Source organism: Paenibacillus lignilyticus (genome assembly GCF_017942085.1).
GTDB classification, from domain to species: domain Bacteria; phylum Bacillota; class Bacilli; order Paenibacillales; family Paenibacillaceae; genus Paenibacillus_Z; species Paenibacillus_Z lignilyticus.
The window spans coordinates 59,876-85,114 of sequence record NZ_JAGKSP010000007.1 but is presented as its reverse complement, the minus strand read 5'-3'; the positions used below and the strand labels follow the sequence as shown (position 1 = coordinate 85,114).

The window sequence follows — 25,239 nt, the reverse complement described above, 5'->3', positions numbered from 1 at the left end:
CTTCTATCGGAATGGCTAGTTTAGGGATGCCGCCACTTCTTGCGTAACCTCGTCGCCTCCGGACAGCTTCCATGTAGAGACGAACTTATCGAAATCCTCGATCGGGGCCGCGCCGGTAATGATGCGCAGGAACGTTTCATTCTCCAGTTTATCAAGGCTTGTCCCTTTCTTCACCATCGTCTCGGTCGTGCCATAGAAGATCGGGTCCACCTTCGTTATTTCTTTGGTTCCCGTAACGGCGCCGCCCGTGTAGTAGGCGAGAGAATCCGCGAAAGCCGTAATGTCCTGCTTCGGTTCCTTCTTGTTCTTCAAGATCGCATTTACGCGCTTAATTAACCGTGCCGGCATGTCCTGCAGATCGTTATCCATCAGCACCTTGTCGTAGATCGGAATATCGCGGGCTAACGAATCTTGGAAGTCCAGCTGCACGTTCAGCGGATAGTTGAGCCAGCTGACGATCTCATCCTTGTACAGCTCATGCGATTTCGGATCGATTAGTCGGATGCCTTCGTATTCGACACTCAGCATCTTGAGCGCCGCCTCCGGATGCATCGCATGCTTGTTTACCACTAGGAAAGTGCCCGAAGGCGCCGAAGGCACTACATTACGTTTGCCGTCCCCATCAAGCGGTGCAGCAAGCGGTACCCACTCCGCTTTCGGATCGGTCTTCACGCTGTCCGCCAGCATCCAGCCGGCAAACCAAGGCGCAAACAGAATTCCCGCTCGACCGCCGGATACAAGCGCGGCATTGTCCTGCCATTTGCGCGTCAGAAACTCTTTATCGATGAGGCCTTCTTTGTACATATCCCTCAGCTTCATGAGCGCTTCCTTCGTCTCCGGTGTCGTAGATCCGTACACGATATTATCGTCGGCATCCTTAAACCAGCTCTTCGGATACGAATGGTACTGGTTAAAAATCGGATCGAAGGTAAAAAATTCCGCATCGCCGACAATCTGTTTGTCCCCGAGCAGCCCTACCGTATCCGACTTGCCGTTCTGATCGGGATCGAGCTCCTTGAAGGCGCGGGCAATGGCTTGAACATCGTCCATGGAAGATGGGAGCTTCAGCTGCAATTTATCCAGCCAATCCTTACGCACCCACAGCAGCTGATAAGTTCCGTCAATGTTCGTATTCGGCAGTCCGTACAGCTTACCTCCGATGCGGCCTGTGTTCAGAACTCGATCGTCGGAGAAGGACTTGTAATAATCTTTAATAAGAGGTGAGCTGTAAGCCTCGTAAAAAGGAGTCAGATCAGCCAGCATGTCTGCTCCTGCCATCTCCTTGAATTGCTGCTCATTGACGACCATCATGTCGGGCATGCTATTATTGGCTATCGCCAAACTGACCTTCTGATTATAGTCATCCACATCTTCAATGGAGAACTCATAAATCACGTTCACATTGAGGCGGTCCTCGACGTACTTGAGAAATTCGTTGTCCTCGAGCGTATCCCCATTAGGCAAGTTATTACCGGCTATTCCTTGCCTTCCGAGCGTAACCGTAATCGGTTTCTCATACTTCTTAAATGGTCCATCATCATTTATATGCGCATATGTATTCGAGTCCTTCTCATCTTTGGAGTCGCCCGCATGATAAGTAGCACTAAACTGATTACCCTCGTCCGCACCATAGAGATCGCAAGCCGCCAAGCTTAACACGATTGATGCACACAGAAATAAACTCACCGCTGTAGTTTTCATCTGCTTCCCCCAAGTTTATGTTTGCTGTATAACCCATTATAGTATCGAAAGGCCTTCTATTCTATGATTTAATTCATACTATCCCGATATTTATCCCAGTAGATTCCAGTTTAGATGGCTATTTGTCTCCAATGTCCCCTCTTATTCTACGACATTTTACCATTTTCACATATGTAAGCGCTGTTATTTTTTTGTTAATCAAGCCGCATTTCCGATCCTCGCACCGGTATTGCCGCTTCCTCCTGCTTGATTAAACCCCTCACCCAAATAGGCAAAAGCCTCCTCCACCATCGAGCTCCGAAAATTAATATTAAGCAGCTCCACTTCTTCATCGCCATATCGCTCATAACTATGAGTATCGGTTGGACGGATGAAAGTAAACATCCCTTCTGTCATAAGCTGTTTCACGCCGTTAACGAGATGATAGACGCTTCCCTCCGTAATAAGGAAACATTCATAGAAGTCTTCGTGATCATGCACGATCGTCCAGTACTGAAGCTTGCGGTGATAATAGAACTCCGTTTCAAACTCCGCATCAATCAGTCCGTCAGCGCTTAATCGCAGCATGGTCACACCTCCCTTGTATGTCCATTATATCAACAGAAAGCAATTCTGAATCAATGGAAATGAAGATTCTTTTGCACCTGGAATGGTACGCTATCAACAGAACGAAGTCCTGCAGAAAATGGAGCTAAAAGGGAGCTGAATTGTCCTTGCTGCGAATTCCTTTGAATGACGATTGGCAGTTAACGTTTGAGGATCTATCCTGCGACATTCATATGCCGCTCATCGAGCAAGGCATCATGAAGGACCCGCGGCTCGCCGATTATTGCTTCGCCGCCGAGTGGACGGAGAGCAAATCGTGGTGGTTCTTAAAGCGCTTCTCTCTGGACGACAGCGTATTATGCTCCATCTGGAATCACTGGATGCGGAATCTGGCTCTGTTTGTTGGAGGTGAGAGTTCCATATCGGAACTCTCACCATCAAATCCGCGCCGAATTCATGCCGAGCGTTCGAAAATCGAACTCTCCGCTCTCACACTAACCATCTGGCTCCGTTTGTGGATGCTGAGCGTTCCAACACGAAACTCTCAGCTCCCAAAACAAAAAATAGCGGCGCGGGGAGCTCCCCTAACGCCGCCATTGACCTATTCACTATCGTCCTCATCCGCGTAATACGTACATTTGAACCGCTCCGTGCCGGGGTATTTCTCGCCCAGGCTCTCCACCGTGAATCGGCTGCTCCGGTAGAAGTCGACAGCTTCCTCGTCCGTCTCAGCCAGCAGCACCGCGGGTTTCTCCAGCTCAAGAAGTTCTAGAATGATTCCTCTTCCGTAGCCTTTATACCGCTCCGATGGATCAACGGCGATATGGTCGATTTCAATCGTATCGCTGCCCGCGTAGTGATACCCGATCAGTCCGATAATTTCGTCCTCCGATACATAGCCAAGCAGCTTAGCCGATGCATCATCCTTATAGCGCTGCACCGCTCTCTCCAAATGCTCCGGTTCCGGGAATACCGACCAGCCGAGCAGCTCCTGTATCGCTTCTTCATCCAGCTTTGCTTTAATATCAATCAACATAAGGGATACCGCCTTTGCGTGGTTACTTCGTGACCAAGATTATACCACATCCACAGGCGACAGCGCTCCCCACCTCCATGCCTTCACGCCTCCAAGCCACTCCATCCACTATCCGTCCAAACCAGCCATCCGCTCCGCCATCAGCTTCTCCGCCGATGACCACGCCTCTACCAGCGCATCGTACCAAGGCCGCTCGCCTGCCGCCTCGATCGCGCCCGTCTTATCGAGCTCAGCAATAACGCCTCGAATGCCCTGCTCCCACTTCACGGTATAGCGAAAATCCAGGTCACGCCTCGCCGCGGAATTGTCGAACAGGTTATTGTACCGGAAGTTCTCCACGCACCACTCCGCCTTCTTCGGCAGCAACAAGCCCAGAAGATCAGTCGGGATATGAACAATCCTTGGCTCGGGCGCACCAAGCGCAGTCGCAACCGTTCTCCAATAACGGTCGTACGTCATCCATTCCTCTCCTGTTACATGATACGCTTTGCCGAAAGCTGCCTCGTTGCCAACGGCTTGCGCAAAAGCTCTCGCCACATCATCCCGATGGCAAGCGACCCACAATGAAGTTCCGTCGCCATGAATGACGATCGGACGCCCTTCACGCAGCCGCTTCATATTGTAGTTGCCATCCGCGATGGAGGGGACGGCCGTCCCGCTTCCGCCGTACGTTTGCGCCGGCCTGACGATCGTAACCGGAAACGCGTCGGGATCATGAGCTTCCAGCAGCCTATTTTCGCTCAGCACCTTATTAAACGCATACGGGAACGAAGGCAGCGCCTCGCGCTCGCCGTCCTCCGTAATCGGGTAACGCTTCGCCTGCTTCGTATACACGTCAACCGTACTGCAATAAATATACTGACCGACTCTGCCCTTAAAAGCCCGGATCGCGCTCTCAGCCTCATCCGCTTGAAACCCAATCATGTCGATAACGCAGTCGAACCGCCCCGCTTCCGCCATCCGCGCTTCAAATGCCGCAAAATCCCGCCGATCGCCAATTATTGTCCGAACGCCTGCAGGTGTTTCTCCCCGGCCCCGATTGAAATGCCAAACTTCAATATCTCCGCGGCACAGCAGCTGTTCCGTAATCGCCGTGCTAATGGTCCCGGTTCCGCCAATGATGAGCACCTTCATCTAATTGTGTCCCCCTTAAGCGCGATGATGAGTACGTCCGTATTCGTTTCTGACATCGAAATTCTGCTGTTGCTCGCACCATGCTCATCGAAACTGACTGTAACTGCCGGCCGAATGACGTTCCGCCTATCCAGATCGATCATTTTCACCGTGTAGCCTTCTGCAGTCAGGTTTAACGCGAGCTCTACATCGTTGCTGTACGGAACATAGACCGCCATTTTACTTAAATCGCGGCTCCCGGCAACGCGGATCTCCGGATAAGGGGTAACGAGCAGATCATTACGCGGGACAAGCTCGAACATCGCATGCTGCTCGAACAATTCTTTGGCATAGCCGATATCCCACGCACCCGAGAATCGGAGTGCCACTCGCCAGTCAAACGGCGTTTTGGCAAAATCCTCATTGTTAAACGGCGTCCCCTTTCTATGCCAGGACCAGATTCCGTGCGCACCGTAGGTAAAGCCTGCTTTTGCACCGCCAAGAACACTCCACCAGAAAGCGCGGCGAACATCAAAAGCACCATACCGGCCATAGCGATTGCCATACCCATGCCCCTCATAACAGGGCTCTGAATTCAAAATGGGTCTGCGAATGGTCTTATCCATGAATTGCTCCGGGAGCTCGTAACAATCCGACTGCGTTTCCGTCCGATGACCGGATTGATAAATGTACAGGTCCAAATCCTCCGATTGCAAAATCGTCTCCGGAATGTCGTGCTGATGCGATCCCATATGCATCGCCGTCACAGCTTCAGGAGCGTAGCGTTTCAAGGTTTGCAATGCTTTCTCGTAATACGAGGTCACTTGCTCGTTCTCAAACTGCGTGTCGCCGCTGATATAATAAAGCGGATTATAGCGCGCGAATCGCTTCGCCACATACTCGGTATAAGGCTCGACAGCCTCCCACGGAATCGTATGCTCCGGATGCATGTTATTCACGCCGGTACCGGGAACATAGTTGTGCCAAAGCACGACAAGCACGGGAAGGAAGCCGCGTTCGCAGGCCATCTGCAGCATCTTCTCCGCTTTATCGAAGTAAGCCTCATTGCAGCTCATAAAGTCCCATTTGCCCTCCGCACCCACTCGAAAAGGCAATTCATCGGCAACCGTTTCATGCACGAGCGGCAGCACGCTAATCTGCAGGGCATTGAACCCCTGCAAGCGGCGATATTCGAGATAAACCTCCCACTCCTCCAGCTTCGCGGCCGAGAATACCCCCCACACTGTATCTGCCAAATAGAAAAAAGGCTGCCCGCGGTCAAGAAGAATCTCCTTGTTCTCCGCTACCGTAACTTGTCTCATTGTTCCCCTCTTTTCGAGTCCATGTCATGCTTTCCTTTGCACTATACCATGGAGCAAAAAACAATGTCTACGAAATAAATACACAATGTATACAATAAAATATTGTTTTTTTATTGCGCTGCGCCGATGCAGGAATGTGGAACATGCTCCCAGAAAAGGTATAGTCGAGGTTATAACCCTATCGGGCTATGGAGGAATAACAATGGAAAACAAATCACTTATTGAGGATATTTTTCAAGCTGCTCGTCTGGATGAGGTTTCTCAGCTTCGTGCTATATTGACAGCTCATCCGGAGTTGGCCAACACCGAGAATGACGACGGCTTAACACCTTTGGGATTCGCGGCGCATTTCGGCAGCAAGGAGGCTGTGCAGGCTCTGCTCGATCATGGCGCAGATGTGAATGCCATTTCGCATTCCAAAGTATCCTACATCCCTTCGAACACGGCTTTGCATGCTGCAATTGCAGGCGAACGCAGCGTGGACGTGATTTCGCTGCTGCTCTCCAATCAAGCTCAGCCTACGATTATCGACAGCAATGGGCATACCGTGCTCCATACGGCCGCTTTTCATGATGATAACGAAGAGATCATACGCTTGCTGCTTGCACATGGGGCTGACATTCATGCTTTAACCGGAGGCGGAGAAACGGCAGCTTCGATAGCGACCAAGCAAGGTAATCATCGCGTTGCCGAGTTGCTCCAACGTGCGAATGAAGCCGTGAATTAATGGAGGGCTGCTTCGAAAGTGCGCATGCGCATTTTCGAGGCAGCTTTTTGATATCAAGGTGGAGGGAAATGGTGATAAGGGGTAAGAGCAACCATAAAAAAAGCAGCTGAACAAGGTTGTCCCCCGCCAGCCGCTGTATTGTGTTCTTATCAACCTCTTATACCGGAACCTGCTGCAGCGCAGCCAGCGCAACCGGCTTGTTGATGTAATACCCTTGAATGCCCCAGCAGTTCATCGCTCTTAGCATCTCGTACTGCCCCGCATCCTCCACGCCTTCCGCAATAACCTTCATACGCAAGGCGCCGGCCATCACAAGCATGGCGGAGAGAACAGACTCATTCATTTCCCGGATAAAAGAGCGATCGATCTTCAGCGTATCAATGGGCAGCAAAGTCAGCATGCTTAGCGACGAGTAACCGGTGCCGAAATCATCCAGCGCAATGCTGAAGCCAACAGCCCCCAGCCGGCTGAGCGTCTGTCTTACCCCCTGCGAATCGCTGATAACGGTACTCTCCGTCAGCTCCAGCTCGATCGCATGCGGAGGGACATTTTCCTGCTCGAGTATTTCAATAATGCGATCTACAAAATCCGGCTCGCTAAGCTGCACGCTCGAGATGTTCACGGATACCCGAATGTCTTCTCCGTAGCCCTCCACCAGCTGATGCCAATCCTGGCAGGCTTTGCGGATTACCCAGTAGCCGATCGGCACGATGAGGCCGGTCTGTTCCGTAATCGGAATAAACTCCGCGGGCTGTACCATGCCGATATTGGCCCGATTCCAGCGAAGCAGCGCCTCGGCGCCGACTACGCATTGTTGCTGCGGACTGTAGATCAGCTGATAATGCAGCTCGAATTCCTCCAGCTCAATGGCGCTCGACAGCGCAAGCTCATGGATGAAATTCTCGACGTGGTCGTATCGGGAGGTCGCCTCGTAGACGTGGAAGCTTTTGCGACCGGCACCTTTGGCTTTATAAAGTGCAATGTCCGCCTGCTTGAGCAGCGTCTGAATGTCTTCATGCCCCTGCTTCAGCGCAATGCCGATGCTGCAATTCAGCTTAATTTGCTGGTCGTTAATCCGAAAAGGCGCGCGAAACAGCTCCATGATCACAAAAGCCATCGACTCCGGCTGCTCTACGCGCGTGCCGGCAGCTGCGATAAATTCATCGCCGCCAAGCCGAACCAGCGTATAGTCCGCTTTAAAGGCGACGCTTAAGCGAGTTGCAACCTCTACAAGCACCGCATCCCCTGCGTCGTGGCCGAACGTATCGTTAATATTTTTGAAATAGTCGAGGTCGAGCAGAAAGAGCGCTTCGGCGCTCATCATTTTTTCCATTAAAAATCTGCGGTTGTAGAGCTTCGTCCGGTCATCGTGGTAGGCATAGTGGAACAGCAGGTTCTCGTAATTCTTGCGTTCGGTAATATCGCGCGTTAAGCAGATGACATATTCAACCTCGCCGCTCTCTCCAAAAATAGGCGACAGCATCGATTCCCCGCTCATCGTTCCATTCGGCATTACAACGCCGTCCTCATAGCGGATGTCCGTCCGCTCCATCACGACTCTAACGTATTTCTTATATAAATAGTCAGCCATTGCAGGCGAATTGCGTTCGAAGAAGGTCTGCCCTGCATCCGACATTTCAATTCCTGTCATGCGGGTAGCCGCTTTGTTTACGTAATAATAGGTCAGCTCCAAGTTCTCAACTTTCATAATAAAAACACCGTCTGCGATCTCATCCAGCATCCGGCCAATTTGCAAATGAAACTCGTGCGGGCTCATATCCCTATTCAACTCCTTGTGCGGTGCCTCTACGATGTAAATGTTTTGTGTATCCCTATATTTCTGCAATTGAGGACGTTTTCCTGCTCTGCTCAATCGCTTAGCCCATGAATATTTAATCCCTTTAATAATGGATTGGCCACGCCGTGGTTCATGGTACCGCTTCACGCACTCGACAAGGAGGACGAAATATTGCATGCTAGTTACTAAAGTGAAGGATTAGAATGGAGGAATTGCAAGATGGATTTAGGATTTCGCAATCGTACGGTAATCGTAACGGCAGCCAGCAAGGGACTTGGAAAAGCTTCCGCGCTTCGTCTCTCCGAAGAGGGAGCGAACGTGGTCATCTGCGGCAGAAACGCAGATACAATCGAGGCAGCTGCGGCCGATATTCGCTCAGCTACCGGAGGAGAAGTGCTTGCGGTGCGAGCGGATGTTTCCTCGCCCGCGGATATCGAAGCGCTCATAGGCGCCGCTGTGGAGCGGTTCGGCAGTATCGATGGCCTCGTATGCAATGCAGGCGGACCCCCGGCCGGAACGTTCACTAGCATTACGGACGAGCAGTGGGAGTCCGCCTTCCAGCAGAACGTGATGAGCGTGGTCCGACTGGTTCGGCATACGCTGCCGCATTTCCCGGCCGAAGGCGGACGGATCGTGTACGTGTCCTCCACGTCGATCAAGCAGCCCATTCCCGGCTTAGTGCTCAGCAACTCGCTGCGCCTTGGCGTGCAAGGGCTGATCAAGACGCTTGCGGATGAGCTCGCGCCGCGCAATATCCTGATAAACGCGGCGGCGCCCGGCCGGTTCGCGACGGACCGCGTCCGTTCGCTGGACGAGTCGCGCGCGTCGGCAGCGGGCATCACGTACGAGGCGCAACGCGCTCGGAACGAGAGCGAAGTCGGCGTCGGCCGCTACGGCGATCCGGCGGAATTCGCCCGCTACGTCGCGTTCCTCGCGTCACCGGCGAACAGCTATATGACCGGCCAAGCGTTGATGGTGGACGGCGGGTTGGTTCGCGGTCTGTAGAGTATAGGAAAGGGACGCCTCGCGAGTGTGATCGCGGGGCGTCCCTTTTGTTTGGCTGCTCAAGGAGGTTAGTTTGACCGCTGAGCGTGCGATTTTCGGACTCTCAGCTTCGATTCGATGCGGTTTCGGCGGTGAGAGTACGGTTTTCGAACTCTCGCTGCTCGCCCGAGAGCGGCTTATGCGGGTTAGCTGCATAGATGACACCCGCCGGAGCTTCCCTTACTTCTTATTCCACGTATCCTTCAGCGGCGCAATCCGATTAAACACAAGCGCGCCCTCTAAGCCGCTAAGTTTCCGGTCCACGTTGAAGAACCCATGACGGAAGAATTGGAATTTCGCTTCCGGACCGACGCCTCGAACCGACGGTTCGATGAGCGCGTCCTTGACGACCGCGAGCGAATCCGGATTAATGGCGTCCGCCCAGCTGCCGTCCTCGCGCGTCGGCGCACTCTCGTCAAGCAGCAGCTTGTCGTACAGATTCACATCGGCTTTCACCGCATGGGCTGCCGATACCCAGTGAATCGTCCCCTTCACCTTGCGTCCGGTGAATCCCGTGCCGCTCTTCGTAAGCGGATCGTACGTGCAGCGAAGCTCCGTAACTTCGCCGCTCACCGGATCTTTGATTACTTCCTCGCAGCGGATGAAATACGCGCCTTTCAGCCGCACTTCACTTCCCGGGCTCAGTCGGTGATACCCTTTGGGCGGCACCTCCACAAAATCATCCCGCTCGATATAGATCGTCCGCGAGAACGGGACCTCCCGCTTGCCCAAAGCTTCATTCTCGCTATTGTTCTCCACCGTCAACAGCTCGGTTTCACCTTCGGGATAATTCGTGATGACCACCTTCAACGGCTGCAGCACCGCCATCACGCTCACCGTCTTCTCCTTCAGCTCCTGTCTGAGACAATGATCCAGCAAGGAGATATCTACCGTACTCGTCGTGCGGATACTGCCAATCTCCTCGATAAACCGGCGGATGCTCTCCGGCGTGAAGCCCCTTCTTCTTAACCCGCGCAGCGTAGGCAGTCTCGGATCATCCCAGCCGTCCACATAGCCGCCGGTAACAAGCTGCCTCAGAAATCTTTTGCTCGTCACCACGCCAGTTAAGCTTAACCGCCCGAATTCCCTTTGCCGCGGAGGCGCTTGGATACCTAATCCCTCCAAAACCCACTCATACAAAGGCCGGTGGTCCTTGAATTCGATCGAGCACAGGGAGTAGGTGATCCCCTCAATCGCATCTTGAATGGGATGGGCAAAATCATACATCGGATAAATGCACCACTCGTTCCCCGTCCGGTAGTGCTCCGCGTGGATAATCCGGTAAATGACGGGGTCGCGCAAATTAAGGTTAGGCGATGCCATGTCGATTTTGGCGCGAAGCACCATGGATGAGGCCGGATAGCCGCCATTGCGCATGTTGGCAAAAAGCCCTAAGTTCTCCTCGACAGACCGCCCACGATACGGACTGTTCTTCCCAGGCTCCGTTAACGTTCCGCGATACTCCCTCGTCTCATCCGGGCTTAGCTCACATACGTACGCTTTGCCGCGCTCAATTAACGTGACGGCAGCTTGATAAATTTGTTCCGAGTAATCGGAGCCATAGTAGATTTGCTCGCCCGGATCGTAACCGAGCCAGCGGATGTCCTCCACGATCGCATTGACGTACTCGATATCTTCCTTTAGCGGATTGGTATCGTCGAAGCGCAGATGGAAGTTGCCGCCGAATTTTTGCGCCATCGCATAATTCGTATGGATCGCATAAGCGCTCCCGATGTGAAGATAGCCGTTAGGCTCGGGCGGGAACCGCGTGCACATGGCTCTGCCGAAAGGCTCCTGCTCCAATTCTCCGCTAATCAGCTTATATAGAAAATTTTCGTTATGATGTTCCTTCTCGTTTTCCAAGTTCGACGCCTCCTGATGAAGTCATGATGTGACACATTGTTCGATTCGCTGCTTGATGATTGGTTTGGGGCAACCTTTGGTTGCCACAGCATTCATCAACTGAAAAACTAAAAAAACTTCACCCCCAAGACATGTTGTCTTGGGGACGAAGTTTATCGCTCGCGGTGCCACCCCAGCTTCATTAATATGTCGCCATATTAACCTCTTCAAGTACGCCGCCCTGCCTCTGTGCAAGCAGATGGTTATACCCTAGCTCTGTAACGGGAGCTCCCGTCCTGCCATCCCCGCTCGCGGCGGTTCCGGCATGCTGCTCAGAGGCTTGTTTCGCGAAAATGTTCCTTGCTCCTTCTCAGCTGCCGGAGCTCTCTGTATAAGAACGATTTTTCCCTACTCTTCTCGTCATCGCGTTTGAATATTGGAAAGATGATAACAGAAAATCCTTTTACAGTAAATAGGCGTTTAACTCCAGCTCTAGTTACAGTGTTCCCGAAACAACTTGGCCCCGATACAGCGAAGCAATTCGCGGCGCTCTTCTGGCCACCGCTTCCGCGGAGCAGCTCGCCTGCACAAGCACTGCCGAAGCATCGTCGCCGACAGCCGGCCATACCCGCTGCCCTTGTTCATTAAGCGGCAGCACGCCGCCGGTAATAAATCCAAGCGCACGGGTCAGCGAATATTCGTCCGACATGTGGTACACCTCAGCCAGGCGGCCCGCTTTCTCCAAGTTGTCGCCATTGCCGAAAGGCGACCAATGATCCGTAAGGCTGTCCGTTCCCAGCTCCACCTTCACCCCTTTGCGATGCAGCATTGGGATCGGCATAACCAGTCCCCCAATCGGCACCGTAGAGGCAACCGAAATGCCCGCTTCCGCAAAACGTTCCGCCAACTGCTCAGCCTGCGCCGGCGTTCCACTCGCAAAACCAAACGCATGGCTGACTGTAACGCGTCCCTGCCAGCCTGCATCAATCGTCATCTCGGCGAGACGGTGCATCGTCTCATAGCCTGCCGCCCCTTGCTCATGAAGGTGCATGTCCACGCCGGCGCCGGTTTCGACGGCCAGATCCATCATCGCATGCAGCGATTGCTCCATGTCTCCATCCACGGAAGTAGGGTCGAGTCCGCCGACATGCGTAGCTCCCTGCTCGATCGCCTGCTTCACCAAGCCGCGCGAGTTCGAACGCAGCAAACCGTGCTGCGGGAATGCGACCAGCTCGCATTCCAGTTTGCCTTCGTAGGCGGCAAGCGCTTGCTGCGCGACTTCGAGCCCTCTAAGCTCGCTGGTCGGCTCGATGTTGACATGACCTCGCATATGCGTCGATCCGAATCCGAGCAGCAGCTCAATGATTTGCTTCGCCCGATCTACCGCAACCGGAAGCAGCTTCGGCAGCAATATTTTTTCCTCTTCGATGCGGTCGAAAATACTCCGAGCCGGCTTCACCGCCTGCCACGGACCGCCGAAATAGGTTTTATCCAAATGGATGTGCGCATCTCTGAATGCAGGAAGCAGCAGCATTCCTTTCGCATCCCGCTTCGGACGCCGATCCTCCGCAGGGATCTCCTCGAACAAGATCGACTCGATTCGGCCATCCACAACTAACACATGGCCAACCGCCGTCTCTGTGCCGGAGACAATTCCGTTCTCCCGTTGGAATCCGGTCTCAAGCCGCACATTTTGCAGCCAATACGTCGTGACATTCATTTTGCATTCCCCACTCTGCCCTTTGTTATGTAGATATCCTACTAATTTACCACATTTGAGGAGGTTTCGAATCATCGGGGCCTGTTAAAAAACCTCCAGCCCCACTTGTAAAAGTGGTTCATGGAGGCCGGCGCTTATCCGGACTTCGGTGAGGCTCACTTCTTATCCACTTGAAGCTGCGAAATGTTCTTCACCGCGTACGTATCCTTCAGCTTCTCTTCGTTTAGTACGTTTAATTTGATAAGGCTCGCAATCTTGGAGGAATCCGGCCTAGACAGCAGCCGCCACACTTCCGGGTCGCCAAGCGACTCATACAGCTTCGTATCGTCGTATTCCTTTCGTTCCTGATGGACGATTCTCACCCGGTATTTCTCCGTTTCCAGCTCCGAAATGCCTTGACCCTCGCAATGCTCCAAAATCTCTCCGCGCAGCTCCGTCAGCTCCTGATCAATTTCTTTCTGCTTCTGCTTCAATTGGAAATAACGTTTAACCTTCTTGTCCACCTCACTCACTCTCCTCTGTTACATACCTATGCAGAGGATGTTCTTAATATTTAGGTGGGAGCGAATTAGGTGATTTCATCCGCATACCGTCTGAGACCTTGTGCAAAAGGCTTTACGCTATCAGGAGAAAGCTGCAAAATCGCCTGCAAAGCCTTCTCATAGTAGGGGATAGCCTCGTCTTCTCTGTCCATCGCATCGAGGGAGCTTGACCTTCTTCGCGGCAGCGACTCCCCCGCCCGCCTGCCGGCCGATTGAGATTAAAGCTCCACCATCGCTTTAATCACTCGCGATTCCGGCTTTAGCCAGCCGGCGAAATGCTCGATCATCTCGGCCAGCGGCGCGCGATGCGTGATGTAACGGCTGACGTCGATTGCTCCCGCGGACAGCGCCTCCAGGACGGTGGCGAAGTCTTCGCGCGTCGCATTGCGGCTTGCCATCAGCGTGAGCTCGCGTTTGTGGAACTCGGGGTCGTTGAAGGTAATGTCGGCTTTAACCAACCCGACAAAGACGAGCCTGCCGCCATGAGCCACATATCGGAACGAGTCGCCCATCGACCTCGCATTGCCCGTCGCATCGAAGACGACGCTGGGCAGCTCGCCGCCGCAAGCTTCCAGGATTCGCTGAGCCGGCTCATCATGCAGCGCGTTCACCAGCGCATCAGCCCCAGCCCATTGCCCGCAGAAGCTAAGCCGATCGTCGTTCACGTCCATCGCGATGACTTTCGCACCTTTGTGCTTGGCAATGGCCATGACGCCGAGGCCGATCGGTCCGCCGCCGATGACCAGCGCCGTCTCGCCCGCGGCAAGACCTGACCTGCGCACGGCATGAGCCCCGATCGCAAACGGCTCCAGCACCGCGGTCTGGTCCAGCGTCAGTCCATTCGCCGCCAGCAAACAAGCGACCGGCACCGAGATTCGCTCCCGCATGCCGCCATCGCGATGCACGCCGAGCACCGACATCGCGGTGCAGCAATTCGTTTTGCCGATGCGGCAAGCGATGCAATCCCCGCAATGCAAATAGGGGATAATGCTGACTTGGTCACCGGCACGAAATCCCTGGACGTTAAAACCAACCTCTTCTATAACGCCGGCAAGCTCATGCCCGAGAATGCGGGGATAGGAGAAGAACGGCTGATTTCCTTTGAACGCGTGAAGATCCGTCCCGCAGATGCCGATCCGTTTCACGCTGACGATGGCATGCCCCGCCTCCAATACCGGCTCCGGCAAATTTGCGGTCCATTCGAGGCGGTCTACTTCCGCGCAGATGATTCCTCTCATAGCTGCCCATTCCCCCTGTCTATCTTCATGTGAGCCGCTCCATCCTCCATCTCGAGAATGAATGCCGTGACCTCTTCCGCCAGTCCGCCGATGGCAGACAAATCGCGGCCCCAAATCCCCTCGCGGCTAAGCAGCAGCGGCACAATCTCCTCAATCGGACGTCCGCCGGACCAGATTTCAGCTATAAGCTCCAAGGATGCCGCATCATCCCTAACCGAATAGGAAGCGCCGTCAAGCGCGCGGCCTGTGAACTCCCCGCCTTCCCGAACGACTCGGTAATACCGCAGCAGAGCAGCAAGCGACTTCACGATTCGCTGAGGCAGCGCCTCTTCGCGGTCCACATAATATAGCAATGTGGGCAGCAGACGAGCTTTAAACTTGCTGAGACTGTTCATGGCAATATCGGCAAGGCGATGGTCGATGTAGGGATTCAGAAAGCGTTCATACACGCTCTCCGCATACGCCTTCAGTTCCGCTTCCGGCATGGCAACCGTCGGCAAGATTTCTTCCGCAACCGCCCCCCGCACAAAATCATTAAAAGCCGCGTTCAGCATCACATCTCTGACGTACTGCTCGCCATGCAGCAGCGCTAACGGAGTCATCAGTGTATGAGCACCGTTAAGAATGCGCACCTTTCTCAGCTGATACGGACGCAGATCGTCGACCCAGCGCACATTCAGCCCTGCCTGCCGCAGCGGCAGCACTTCGTCCAGCTCCGATTCCGCTTCGATTGCCCAGAAGTGATAAGGTTCCGCCGTGGTCAGCATCGCATCTTCATAGCCCCATTCGGAGAACCAAGCGGCCGCTTGGTCACCTGTCGGATAGCCCGTTACAATGCGGTCAACAAGCGAGTTGAGGAACCGATTATGCGTCGATACCCATTCCCGAAACGGCTCAGGCAGCGACCAATCCTCGCAATATTGCAGCACGCGGCGCTTCAATTCATCACCATTGCGTTCAAGCAGCTCGCATGGCAGGAAAACAAGCCCGCTGCCTTCAACGGCACCGCCCAGCGCCAGATATCTGCGGTAGAGCAGCCATGCGATTTTGCCCGGGAACGATTGAATCGGCTCGCCTTCCACAAGCGGCTCCGGCTTATAGACGAGTCCGGCCTCTGTTGTGTTCGAAACGACAACACGTAAAGAAGGACTCTCCGCGAGAGTCATAAGCTGCTGCCAGTCGCTGTACGGGTCGAACACCGTAGAGAAGACAGCGATAATCTCCTTTTTCTCCACGCGCTCCCCATTTTCCAGCCCCCTAGTCACTAAGGTGTAGAGGCCGTCTTGGTTTTGCAGCGCAGCGATTTTCGCCCGACCTGTCGGCCTTGGCTGCGTCAGCGCCACGCTTCCCTGGAATAATCCTTTCTCCCGGCAGCTATGAATCATCCAATCGAAGAAGCCGCGCAGAAAGTTGCCCTCGCCAATTTGCAGCACCGTAACCGGGCTTTGCTTCATTTCCTCGTTGGCTTGTCGCTGCGTGTTAGATAAGATCTCGCGACCCAGCTGTTTCCCCATCGTTTCATTCCCCTTTGCTTGTGGTTGGTCGTCTTTACTTTAATGTAACACCCCTATCAGATCATAAAAGTGCATATTCTTGCAGATTTATACCCTGATTTGATATATCCTTGGATTAGAGAACAACAACAAAGGAGCACTCGCATATGAAGCCTATACGCAAACATTTCGATGCCCAGCCTTCATTCCCTTTTGCCTTCACGTTCAAGGATCGGAAGACGCTGCAGCGCGAATTGCCCGATCATTTGCATGATTGGTTCGAGCTTGTCTACGTGTACAGCGGCGAGGGGACTTTCTTTATAGACCGAACTATTTATGACATGAATAAAGGCGATCTCTTCATCATTCCGGGCAACACCATCCACCGCGCATTCCCGGACAAAGAGGATCCCGTTACGTCTACCGCTCTGTTTTTTCATCCCATGCTTCTGGACCGCATATCGCTGGGCGAATCGTTTTCTTATATGGCGTGCTTCGAGCAAAGCCGCATGAGTCATAGGTTCAAAATGGAATGTTCATCGGCGCTTCAACAATCGATTGAACGTGCGCTTGTTGAGGTTGAATCGGAGCTGCGTACGGCGCAGGCAGGCTATCGCCATGCCATTGTGCTGCATGTAGAGCAGCTGCTGCTGGCGGTCAATCGGGAGATAGGCGGCGAGAGGAAGCGAAAGGCCGGCTCTGCCTTTATCGGTCCGAGCTGGATGAAGGATAGTTTACTGTATATCGACCAGCATTTTACGGAGGCGATTAGTCTCAGCAAGCTCAGTCAGATGGCTTCCGTCAGTTCTGCGCATTTCAGCCGGGTATTTAAACAGAGCACAGGGATGAACGTCACCGCGTTCATTACGGCTAAGCGGATTGTGAAGGCAAAGGAGCTGCTGCTCGAAGAGGATGATCCGATTGCAGCCATTGCAGAAGCATGCGGCTTCGAGAGCATGCCTTATTTTCACCGCGTGTTTAAGCAGATCGTTGGCATGACGCCGTCGGCTTATCGACATCGCAGCTAAAAAAAACCGCCGGCAGGAGGCATTTCCTCCTCCCGCGCGGCGGCTTCGAAACTTACCCGGTAATGGAGTAGCTTCCGTCTATATGCGTGTTGAATCGGTAGAAACCTCCGTCTGTCTGTTCGGCAGCGATCAGGTTTCCTTCCGCATCTTGTATTGTAATCGGTGAGGCTGAACGTAGGGTACAGCTGCCGCCGACATGCGATTTTACGCTTGCCTTATGCAGCTTGCCTTCCACCCACGTGATGCCGACTTCGAACCCTCCGCGAGCACGCAAGCCCTTCACGGACCCATTGCGCCAAGCTTCCGGCAGCGACGGCAGCAGCCATACATAACTCTGATGGGATTGCAGCAGCAATTCCGCAATGCCTGCCGTCGCGGCAAAGTTGCCATCGATCTGGAATGGCGGATGAGCGTCGAATAAGTTGGCGTACACGCCGCCGCGGTGATAGTTTTCTTTGGCATACTCATCGACCAGTTGAAGCAGGTTGTTCACCAGAGCGAGTGCCCGATTGCCATCTCCGAAACGCGCCCACAGGCCGGTTTTCCATCCCAAGCTCCAACCGGTTCCTTCATCTCCGCGACGCTCCAGCGAGCGGCGAGCAGCGGCGAACAATTCCGGCGTGCCGGCCTCCGTCAGCTGGCGGCCGGGATAGACGCCGAATAAATGCGAGACATGGCGATGGAATTGATCCTCATCCTCGAAATCCTTGTACCATTCTTGAAGCTGGCCATACTTGCCAATCTGCAAGGGGAACAGGCGCTCTTTGGCCGCTGCCAGCTCCGCTCTCCACTCCGCATCTACCTCCAGCTCCTCGGATGCTTCAATGCAGTTCGTGAACAAGTCCCAAATAATCGATAGATCCATCGTGGAGGCCACGCTGACGCCGGAAAACCCGTCCTTTGTAACGAATTTATGCTCCGGTGACGTGGACGGTGAAGTAATGAGCTTTCCTTGGCCGTCGTCAATGAGCCAATCCAGGCAGAACATCGCCGATTCTTTCAAAATCGGATACGCCTTATCTCTCAGATAAGCTTTATCTCTGTTGAATGCGTAGTGCTCCCACAAATGCTGGGCCATCCAAGGTCCGCCCATCGGCCACAATGCCCATGCGGCATCGCCTTCGCCAAAATCACCGACCGGCGCCGTATGTCCCCAAATATCCGTGTTATGATGAGCCGTCCAGCCGCGCGCACCGTAATGAATGCGTGCCGTCTCTCGGCCGCTCTTCGAGATCTTCTCGATTAAATCGATCATAGGCTCGTGACACTCCGCGAGCGCGCAGGTTTCTGCCGGCCAATAGTTCATCTGCGTATTAATATTGATCGTATAATTGCTGCTCCACGGCGGTCTTGTTTCTTGATTCCAAATGCCCTGCAGATTCGTCGCTTGCGTTCCCGGCCGTGATGACGCAATCATGAGATATCGGCCGAAATCGAACAGCAGCTTCACTAACCCGGGGTCGCTCGCCCCGTTTTGCTTAATTCGCTGATCCGTTGGCAGTTGCTCGGCCTGCTCCGATGCAGCGCCCAGATCCAGCTCTACGCGACTGAATAAACCTTGATAATCCGAGATATGCCGCGCGCGAAGCTCCTCGTAGGGACGGCTCAGCGCCGCATGAACACGCTGCGAGGTGCGTGCTGCAGGCTGCTCGTCTTTCGTCGCGAAATCCGTCGCCGCATCGAATACCAAGACAACCGATGTCGCGCCGCTTACGCGCAGTCCATCAGAGCTTGCTTCCACGGTACCGCCATCCGCGGATGCCGCTAGCCTTCCGTTGAAACGGATGGCTTTGGACGTCGACTCATCGCCGTATCGAATCGGATTATCCGATGACTGATAGCTCGGCGCCACATGCTCGGGGGCTATGCCGCTCAGCACCAGATCAGATGCTCCGTCTTGTTGGGTGCGGTGACGAAGCGGACTGCTCAGCTTGGCGTGGAAAGAGATTTTGCCCGGCTCGCTGGCTGTCAGTTTAATCACGATCACTTGATCCGGATGGGAGGCAAAATACTCCCGCGTATAGGTCACGTTGCCTATCCTATAGTTCACCGTCGAGATCGCATCATCGATGCGGAGCTCCCGTTGATAGTCGTTCGTATTGTTGCCGTGCTCGAACAGCAGATGCAGATGGCCTAGCGGCAAATACGACTGCGTGTAAGCCCCCATCATTCGTTTGCACAGCTGATCTGCTTCCATATACTTCTCTTGCGCAAGCAATTGGCGAACTTCCGGCAGGGCAGCTAGCGCCTCCGGATTGTTCCAGTTAAAGTTCGGCCCCGACCAAAGCGTGTCTTCATTAAGCTGCAGCTGCTCGTTTTCCACGCTGCCGTAAATCATGGCCCCCAATCGGCCATTCCCAATTGGCAGCGCTTCCGTCCAAACTCGTGCAGGTCCCCGATAATGCAATTTCAATTCCTTTCCCTCCCAATCATTCCTTGATGTTGTCCTATTCACACAGTATCAAACTTCCGGACGTATGTGTTGAATTTTTTCAACTAAATCCACCAAACTTCCTCCGATGTGTTGCTCTCAGAGCTACTCTGACTATCCGCGACTCGCACCATGTAGATCACAGGATGATCTACATGGTCTCCATACGCCGCATTTCGGACGATGTAGATCTCTACGTGAGCTACTTTCTCGCTTTTCGCCGAACGCCAGCCAATGTAGACCTGTAGGAGAGCTACTCAGAATCCCCTTCCCCCTCTCACTCCCTCCTTCCACCAACTTGTTGTCCCGGGAGCTACTCTACTCGCTTTCTCACCAACCAACACAACTAAAAAAAGGCCACCTCAAAAGTCGCCGTGCGCACTTTTGAGGCAGCCCCGCCATCTATACCAAATCAAACACAGAATCCACATCTACATAGTGCACCGGCACAGCTGCAAACAATTGACTAAGCCGATCGGCCAGCAGCTTCATGCCCGGCTGCTCGCTCTCGAGGTGGCCGAGGACGAGGAGTGACTTTGCCGCTCCGAAGCGGATGGCGTCCCTCACGTACTCCGGCGTTTCCCACTCCGGTCCTTCGCCGTACAGGATCAGATCAAGCTTGTACCGCTCAAAGAGCGGAATCGCCAACGCTCCGCCTCCCCTGTAACCGGCGAGCAATCCAACGCGCTGGCACTGCGCAGACAGATCGCCCACCGCACGGAGCGATCCTATTCCGAGCCGCGCCTTCACATGCGCCGCAATCTCGAGGCCGGTACGGGATGGAAGCTCCACAATAGAAGCTGCGGGGAGATGCTCCACGACGAACGCCTCCCAATCCAGCTCTTGAAGCAAACCTTCCATAAAGCCATCGGGCTGCTGCCGATGCAAGCCGTCATGGAAGCGATAAACAGCAAGACCATGCTCGGCAATATACTGTTTTTTCGCCGCATGCACCTGCCCCACATGCGCTTTGTCTCTACCTCCATCATGATGATGGCTATAGAAGATCCCTTCATGCGAAATCACTAAATTCGCGCCAAGCGAAACCGCCTGCTCCAACACCTGCTGCGATGCGATGAAGGTAACGGCGATTCCGCTGACAGCCTGCCCGGCATCACCGAAGAGCAGTTGATCCGCGCCACAACCAGCAGTTCCACCGGATGCCTGCGCTGCCAGCGCATCAAGCACATCCTGAACAATGAGCGTCATCCCGTCCGCCTCCTCCTACACGCCTGAATACGCCATAAATCCGCCATCCACGGGAATCGTGACCCCGGTGACGAATCCGGAGACGGTATCGTCCGCCAGCCATACAAGCGCACCAAGCAAATCCTCCGGCCTTCCGAATCTCCGCATCGGGGTGTGGGTAATGATTTTGTGAGAGCGTTCTGTCAGCGAACCATCCTCATGGGTTAACAGCTTGCGATTCTGCTCCGTCAGGAAGAAGCCCGGCGCAATCGCATTGACCCGAATTCCCGCTTCCGCCATATGCACCGCAAGCCACTGCGTGAAGTTATCGATCGCAGCCTTCGCCGCGCTGTAAGCGGGTACTTTAGTCATCGGGCTGGGTGCGCTCATCGACGAAATATTGATAATCGCCGCTCCCTCGACATGAAGCATTTGTTTCGCAAAAGCCTGCGTCGGCAGCAGCGTGCCTTTGAAGTTCAAATCAAACACATATCCGAAGCCCTTCTCCGTTAAATCGAAAAAGGTGCGAATACCCTCGGCTCCTACATCCTCTGCTTTGAAAATCTCGTTAGTCGTGCTGCCCTCGGGATGATTGCCTCCAGCACCGTTAATGAGCAGATGGCACAAACCCAGCTGCTCCTCGACTACGCCGGCCGCCGCATCTACACTAGCAGCATCGAGCACGTCGCAAACAACTGCTATCGCCTCATACCCTTCCTCGCGAATCTCCTCTGCCACTTTCCGGCCGGATTCCTCCGTTCGGTTAAGGATCGCCACCTTCATTCCCTGCCGCGCCAACTCCTTGGCCATCGCGGAACACAAGACGCCGCTGCCACCTGTCACCACAGCTACCTTACCCTGCAAATGCTCGTGTTTGGGTATGCTCATGCTCGTTTCGCCACCTCGCCTGCGCGCATGGAATCCCAAACGCCCCACAAATACATAATGCCTAACGCCCGATCATACAGCCCATAACCCGGCCTACATGGTTCGTCCCAGATATGACGGCCGTGATCCGGACGGGCATAACCGGTAAATCCCGTTTCGTGATAGGCTCGTACGATTCCTGCAATATCTACCGTGCCATCGGAAGTCCGGTGCGAGGTTTCAATGAAATCCCCGTTGTCGTAGACGCGCACATTCCGGATATGCGCGAATGGAATACGGCCCTTAAACTCATGCACCATCGCCACAATATCATTATCCGGATTAGCACCAAGCGATCCGCTGCACAGCGTCACGCCGTTGCAAGGGCTGTCGACAAGCTGAAGCAGCCTGCGGATGCTCTCCCGGCTGTTAATAATGCGCGGCAATCCAAAGATCGGCCAAGGCGGATCATCGGGATGAATGGCCATTTGGATGCCGTGACGCTCCGCGGTCGGGATGATTTGCTCCAGAAAATACTGCAGATTGCGCCACAGATCTTCTGCCGAAACCTGCTTGTATTGCTCAAATAAAGGCGCCAGCAGCTTCAGCCGCTCCGGCTCCCAGCCCGGCATCGTGAAATCCAGTTCATTGGCAATACGGTTTACAAGCTCGCCGGGATCCATGCTGTCGACCTTGGCTTTCTCATAGAAGAGCGCAGTCGAGCCGTCCTCCAGCTCCTTGAACAGCTCCGTCCGCACCCAATCGAACACCGGCATAAAGTTGTAGCAGATCGTTTTGACCCCAACCGTGGCCAGCTTCTCGATCGTCTTCTTATAATTATCAATATAAGCATCCCTGGAAGGCAGCCCCAGCTTGATATCCTCATGGACATTGACGCTTTCGACGACCTCCAAATGCAGGCCATAAGCATCCGCTTGCTCCTTGTAGGTCAGGATCTTATCCATCGGCCACTCTTCACCGGCAGGCATATCATGCAGCGCCCAGACGATCCCTTCCACACCCGGAATTTGCTTAATCTGCTTCAACGTAACCGTATCATTGCCGGTCCCATACCAGCGAAACACCATTTTCATCCCTGATCCCTCCCTTTCTCTTCAGTCGTTTATTATTTAAGTCTTTACTTAATAAAGGCACATCCCGCTTCCCTCTCCCTTCTCTTCAGAGGTTTACTATTTAAGTCTTTACTTAAATAAAGCTGCGAAAATGAGACAGGAATCGTGCCGGAGAGACAATGTGCCATTGAGTCTACTTACCGAAGGCACATCCCGCTTCCCTCCCCTTCTCTAGAGGTTTATTATTTAAGTCTTTACTTAAATAAAGCTGCGAAAATGAGACAGGAATCGTGCCGGAGAGACAATGTGCCATTGAGTCTACTTACCGAAGGCACATCCCTGATCCCTGCAGCTCCAGCGCTTCTACCAAAAACTAGTAAATTAACCGACCCCGTTCATCGGCAATGCCCGACTTCCGATAAAAATACGTATTAATGCAATCGCGCCATTCTTCCGCATGCTCTGCTTGGTGGGCGAGTCGATCAAGCACCTGCCCGAACCGCGCGCTGTCGACCAGTGAGGCCAGCGATTTCCACTGCTCTGCCAGCTGCGCCGCGCGCTCCGCACCTTCGAAATGCGTATCGTAAATATGCTGAATGACCGTCTTGCCGCTCTTAAGCCGATGGGTATACGGGACATGTTGGAAGAACAACAGAAGCTCATCCGGGCATAACGCCGTCGATTCGTACCGCTCCGCCACCGGAGAATGATATTGCCCCGCGTAACCGGTTCCGCTTCGCACGGTACGATCAACGCCCATCCCATGGCAATCCGCATAATGGTACGTACCCCATTTGGAATATTCATAGCCGTCCACGTTAGGGCCATAATGATGATTCGGATTGACCATCCAGCCTACGCCAAGCGGAGCCGTATAGTCCTCGTAAATGCGGTACGAGCTTAGCAGCATGCCAAGCAAGACGCGCTCCACCGCCGAATCCAACCCGAACGTCATCGCAATCCATTCCCGAGCAATTTGCTCCGCGCTTAACTTCGGATTCCATGCCAACCTAGCATAACCATACCAATTCGCCTGTGCCAAAATATGCCCGCTCCAGCTCGCGTCATCCCCGATATTCGCAACTGCCGCTACGCCGCCGCGCGCCCTGCCAAACAGCCTCCCGCTAGCTACTTCCGCAACGGTAGATCCTTCTCCTTGTGCATGGGTATCAAAGTCGAAAACTTCCTTCCACTGCGGCACCAAGAAACAGAGATGCTTTTGCTGGCCGGTATACTCCTGCGTAATTTGCAGCTCAAGCAGCTGGTTCGTTTCCTTCAGCCCGCCAAACAACGGTGACACCGGCTCACGTACTTGAAAATCCATCGGCCCATTCTTAATCTGCAGCATGACATTATCCCGGAACGTTCCGTCCAGCGGCATAAAGTGGTCATACGCCGCACGAGCACGATCCGTAATGCGATCTCGCCAATTCTGCAGGCAGTTATAGACGAAACAACGCCATATCACTTCGCCGCCGAATGGTGCCAGCGCATCTGCCAGCATGTTAGCGCCGTCCGCATGATTCCGTCCATACGTAAACGGGCCCGGTCTGAATTCGGAATCGGCCTTCACCACAAAGCCGCCGAAATCCGGAATGTAGCGGTAAATGTTCTTAGCCGCCCCATGCCACCATTCCGCTACCTCCGGCGCAAGCGGATCCGCCGTGGATAGTCCGCCAAGCTCCATCGGACTCGCATAATTAACGCTCAAGTAGAGGCGAATGCCGTACTCGCGGAAGATAGCCGCCGTCTTCGCTACATCCGGCAGAAACTCGTCGGTAATAAGCTTCGATTCTTGGCTGTGCACATTAACGTTATTAATCGTAAGCGCATTAATGCCTCCGGATGCCAGCAGCCGTGCATAGTCCCGCACACGCTCTTGATCCTCAATAAAGCGACCCTCATGGAAGAAAATACTTCTCCCGGCATACCCGCGCTCAATCGATCCGTCCATATTATCCCAATGGTTAATCATGCGCAGACCATTGCTCGGCAGCTCGCGAATGGCGAGCTGCTCGATGCTCGCCCCGGTTTGCAGCAGCCGGATAAAATGGAACACCGCATACAGCACGCCTTTATCCGCATCAGCCGACAGATAGATCCGATTATCGTCAGAACCGGATCCGTGGATAACATAACCTTCCTCGCCAAGCTCATCGAAATGATAGAGACTTGCCAGCGGGTTCAGCAGCTGAGAGCTGCCGATTGTACCGACCACAAGGACCGGCAAGCTCAGCTCGGCACCGGCATCTTCCTCCGCCTCTACGGGCGCTTCACCAAGCATCACACCTAGCGCAAGGTTCAACTCTCTGCGTGCCGCTTGCAGCAGAGGCGAATCTCCTATCATCACCAGCTGCGAGCAGCGCTTCCTATATGCGCTTCGTAATGGTTCATTAGGGATAAGCCGATAATCAAGCCAGCATGCATAGCCGCTCTCTGTTCTCTTATTCATTGCTGCGACAACCTGCCTCTCATTCGTAAATTGAAAAGGGCCCCCTGTAACAGGAGACCCTACCTACTACATATCCAC

The 25,239-nt window shown here is 53.9% G+C and carries 19 protein-coding genes and 1 other annotated feature; of the genes, 3 read left to right on the top strand and 16 right to left on the bottom strand.

What is annotated here, in order from left to right:
- Window positions 1–15 precede the first annotated feature (15 nt).
- From I8J30_RS18095 to I8J30_RS18075, 5 genes are all read right to left on the bottom strand, one after another.
- A complete protein-coding gene (locus tag I8J30_RS18095) occupies window positions 16–1,701 on the bottom strand; it encodes an extracellular solute-binding protein (RefSeq protein WP_210660330.1) in 1,686 nt (561 codons plus the stop codon).
- A 198-nt stretch (window positions 1,702–1,899) separates the two neighbouring features.
- On the bottom strand, window positions 1,900–2,268 hold the full coding sequence (locus I8J30_RS18090) for an AraC family ligand binding domain-containing protein (protein ID WP_210660328.1): 369 nt from the start codon (window positions 2,266–2,268) through the stop codon (window positions 1,900–1,902).
- A 580-nt stretch (window positions 2,269–2,848) separates the two neighbouring features.
- A complete protein-coding gene (locus I8J30_RS18085) occupies window positions 2,849–3,283 on the bottom strand; it encodes a GNAT family N-acetyltransferase (protein ID WP_210660326.1) in 435 nt (144 codons plus the stop codon).
- A gap of 108 nt (window positions 3,284–3,391) precedes the next feature.
- Entirely contained in the window at window positions 3,392–4,417 is a 1,026-nt protein-coding gene (locus I8J30_RS18080; RefSeq protein WP_210660324.1) for an NAD-dependent epimerase/dehydratase family protein, read from the bottom strand.
- Complete coding sequence (locus I8J30_RS18075; protein ID WP_210660316.1) at window positions 4,414–5,718, bottom strand: glycoside hydrolase family 140 protein; 1,305 nt, start codon at window positions 5,716–5,718, stop codon at window positions 4,414–4,416. Before I8J30_RS18075 ends, I8J30_RS18080 begins: the two co-directional genes overlap by 4 nt.
- A gap of 202 nt (window positions 5,719–5,920) precedes the next feature.
- Here I8J30_RS18075 and I8J30_RS18070 point away from each other — a divergent pair, with 202 nt between their 5' ends.
- On the top strand, window positions 5,921–6,445 hold the full coding sequence (locus tag I8J30_RS18070) for an ankyrin repeat domain-containing protein (protein ID WP_210660315.1): 525 nt from the start codon (window positions 5,921–5,923) through the stop codon (window positions 6,443–6,445).
- 157 nt (window positions 6,446–6,602) lie between these two features.
- Here the strand turns inward: I8J30_RS18070 and I8J30_RS18065 are convergent, their stop codons facing one another.
- Complete coding sequence (locus I8J30_RS18065) at window positions 6,603–8,222, bottom strand: sensor domain-containing protein (RefSeq protein WP_210660312.1); 1,620 nt, start codon at window positions 8,220–8,222, stop codon at window positions 6,603–6,605.
- Between the two features lie 240 nt (window positions 8,223–8,462).
- Here I8J30_RS18065 and I8J30_RS18060 point away from each other — a divergent pair, with 240 nt between their 5' ends.
- A complete protein-coding gene (locus tag I8J30_RS18060) occupies window positions 8,463–9,248 on the top strand; it encodes an SDR family oxidoreductase (protein ID WP_210660310.1) in 786 nt (261 codons plus the stop codon).
- A gap of 219 nt (window positions 9,249–9,467) precedes the next feature.
- Here I8J30_RS18060 and I8J30_RS18055 read toward each other — a convergent pair whose 3' ends face one another.
- The 5 genes from I8J30_RS18055 to I8J30_RS18035 all read right to left on the bottom strand — a co-directional run bounded on the left by I8J30_RS18055 (window position 9,468) and on the right by I8J30_RS18035 (window position 16,143).
- Window positions 9,468–11,150 carry a glutamine--tRNA ligase/YqeY domain fusion protein gene (locus I8J30_RS18055; protein ID WP_210660307.1) on the bottom strand — a complete coding sequence of 561 codons (1,683 nt, stop codon included), beginning with the start codon at window positions 11,148–11,150 and terminating at the stop codon, window positions 9,468–9,470.
- Between the two features lie 138 nt (window positions 11,151–11,288).
- Window positions 11,289–11,562, bottom strand: a binding site (T-box leader).
- A gap of 63 nt (window positions 11,563–11,625) precedes the next feature.
- Window positions 11,626–12,849 carry an amidohydrolase gene (locus I8J30_RS18050; RefSeq protein WP_210660306.1) on the bottom strand — a complete coding sequence of 408 codons (1,224 nt, stop codon included), beginning with the start codon at window positions 12,847–12,849 and terminating at the stop codon, window positions 11,626–11,628.
- Window positions 12,850–13,004: 155 nt separating this feature from the next.
- The gene (locus I8J30_RS18045; protein WP_210660304.1) at window positions 13,005–13,352 is read right to left on the bottom strand and encodes a hypothetical protein; all 348 of its coding nucleotides are present in this window, start codon (window positions 13,350–13,352) and stop codon (window positions 13,005–13,007) included.
- A gap of 257 nt (window positions 13,353–13,609) precedes the next feature.
- Window positions 13,610–14,629: a zinc-binding alcohol dehydrogenase family protein gene (locus I8J30_RS18040; RefSeq protein WP_210660296.1), complete on the bottom strand. Its 1,020-nt coding sequence runs from the start codon at window positions 14,627–14,629 to the stop codon at window positions 13,610–13,612.
- Window positions 14,626–16,143, bottom strand: a complete 1,518-nt coding sequence (locus tag I8J30_RS18035; RefSeq protein ID WP_210660294.1) for a tagaturonate reductase — start codon at window positions 16,141–16,143, stop codon at window positions 14,626–14,628. The genes I8J30_RS18040 and I8J30_RS18035 overlap by 4 nt, the downstream gene beginning before the upstream one ends.
- 146 nt (window positions 16,144–16,289) lie before the next feature.
- Between I8J30_RS18035 and I8J30_RS18030 the strand changes: the two genes are divergently transcribed.
- Complete coding sequence (locus I8J30_RS18030; protein ID WP_210660292.1) at window positions 16,290–17,150, top strand: AraC family transcriptional regulator; 861 nt, start codon at window positions 16,290–16,292, stop codon at window positions 17,148–17,150.
- A gap of 52 nt (window positions 17,151–17,202) precedes the next feature.
- Here the strand turns inward: I8J30_RS18030 and I8J30_RS18025 are convergent, their stop codons facing one another.
- From I8J30_RS18025 to I8J30_RS18005, 5 genes are all read right to left on the bottom strand, one after another.
- Window positions 17,203–19,563, bottom strand: coding sequence for a glycoside hydrolase family 95 protein (locus I8J30_RS18025; protein WP_210660290.1), 2,361 nt, complete (start codon window positions 19,561–19,563; stop codon window positions 17,203–17,205).
- Window positions 19,564–19,983: 420 nt separating this feature from the next.
- Window positions 19,984–20,790, bottom strand: coding sequence for a Nif3-like dinuclear metal center hexameric protein (locus I8J30_RS18020; protein ID WP_210660288.1), 807 nt, complete (start codon window positions 20,788–20,790; stop codon window positions 19,984–19,986).
- 15 nt (window positions 20,791–20,805) lie between these two features.
- Window positions 20,806–21,657: an SDR family oxidoreductase gene (locus I8J30_RS18015; protein ID WP_210660286.1), complete on the bottom strand. Its 852-nt coding sequence runs from the start codon at window positions 21,655–21,657 to the stop codon at window positions 20,806–20,808.
- A complete protein-coding gene (uxuA, locus tag I8J30_RS18010) occupies window positions 21,654–22,730 on the bottom strand; it encodes a mannonate dehydratase (protein ID WP_210660284.1) in 1,077 nt (358 codons plus the stop codon). The genes I8J30_RS18015 and uxuA overlap by 4 nt, the downstream gene beginning before the upstream one ends.
- 352 nt (window positions 22,731–23,082) lie before the next feature.
- The gene (locus I8J30_RS18005; RefSeq protein WP_210660275.1) at window positions 23,083–25,161 is read right to left on the bottom strand and encodes an alpha-glucuronidase family glycosyl hydrolase; all 2,079 of its coding nucleotides are present in this window, start codon (window positions 25,159–25,161) and stop codon (window positions 23,083–23,085) included.
- Window positions 25,162–25,239: the final 78 nt, after the last annotated feature.

Bases quoted from the DNA above. Each gene is read 5' to 3' on its own strand.
- I8J30_RS18090 (WP_210660328.1), bottom strand. From the start codon at position 2,268: ATGCTGCGATTAAGCGCTGACGGACTGATTGATGCGGAGTTTGAAACG.
- I8J30_RS18020 (WP_210660288.1), bottom strand. From the start codon at position 20,790: ATGACGCTCATTGTTCAGGATGTGCTTGATGCGCTGGCAGCGCAGGCA.
- I8J30_RS18005 (WP_210660275.1), bottom strand. From the start codon at position 25,161: ATGAATAAGAGAACAGAGAGCGGCTATGCATGCTGGCTTGATTATCGG.
- I8J30_RS18040 (WP_210660296.1), bottom strand. From the start codon at position 14,629: ATGAGAGGAATCATCTGCGCGGAAGTAGACCGCCTCGAATGGACCGCA.
- I8J30_RS18060 (WP_210660310.1), top strand. From the start codon at position 8,463: ATGGATTTAGGATTTCGCAATCGTACGGTAATCGTAACGGCAGCCAGC.
- I8J30_RS18085 (WP_210660326.1), bottom strand. From the start codon at position 3,283: ATGTTGATTGATATTAAAGCAAAGCTGGATGAAGAAGCGATACAGGAG.
- I8J30_RS18070 (WP_210660315.1), top strand. From the start codon at position 5,921: ATGGAAAACAAATCACTTATTGAGGATATTTTTCAAGCTGCTCGTCTG.
- I8J30_RS18080 (WP_210660324.1), bottom strand. From the start codon at position 4,417: ATGAAGGTGCTCATCATTGGCGGAACCGGGACCATTAGCACGGCGATT.
- uxuA (WP_210660284.1), bottom strand. From the start codon at position 22,730: ATGAAAATGGTGTTTCGCTGGTATGGGACCGGCAATGATACGGTTACG.
- I8J30_RS18075 (WP_210660316.1), bottom strand. From the start codon at position 5,718: ATGAGACAAGTTACGGTAGCGGAGAACAAGGAGATTCTTCTTGACCGC.
- I8J30_RS18095 (WP_210660330.1), bottom strand. From the start codon at position 1,701: ATGAAAACTACAGCGGTGAGTTTATTTCTGTGTGCATCAATCGTGTTA.
- I8J30_RS18035 (WP_210660294.1), bottom strand. From the start codon at position 16,143: ATGGGGAAACAGCTGGGTCGCGAGATCTTATCTAACACGCAGCGACAA.
- I8J30_RS18050 (WP_210660306.1), bottom strand. From the start codon at position 12,849: ATGAATGTCACGACGTATTGGCTGCAAAATGTGCGGCTTGAGACCGGA.
- I8J30_RS18065 (WP_210660312.1), bottom strand. From the start codon at position 8,222: ATGAGCCCGCACGAGTTTCATTTGCAAATTGGCCGGATGCTGGATGAG.
- I8J30_RS18015 (WP_210660286.1), bottom strand. From the start codon at position 21,657: ATGAGCATACCCAAACACGAGCATTTGCAGGGTAAGGTAGCTGTGGTG.
- I8J30_RS18030 (WP_210660292.1), top strand. From the start codon at position 16,290: ATGAAGCCTATACGCAAACATTTCGATGCCCAGCCTTCATTCCCTTTT.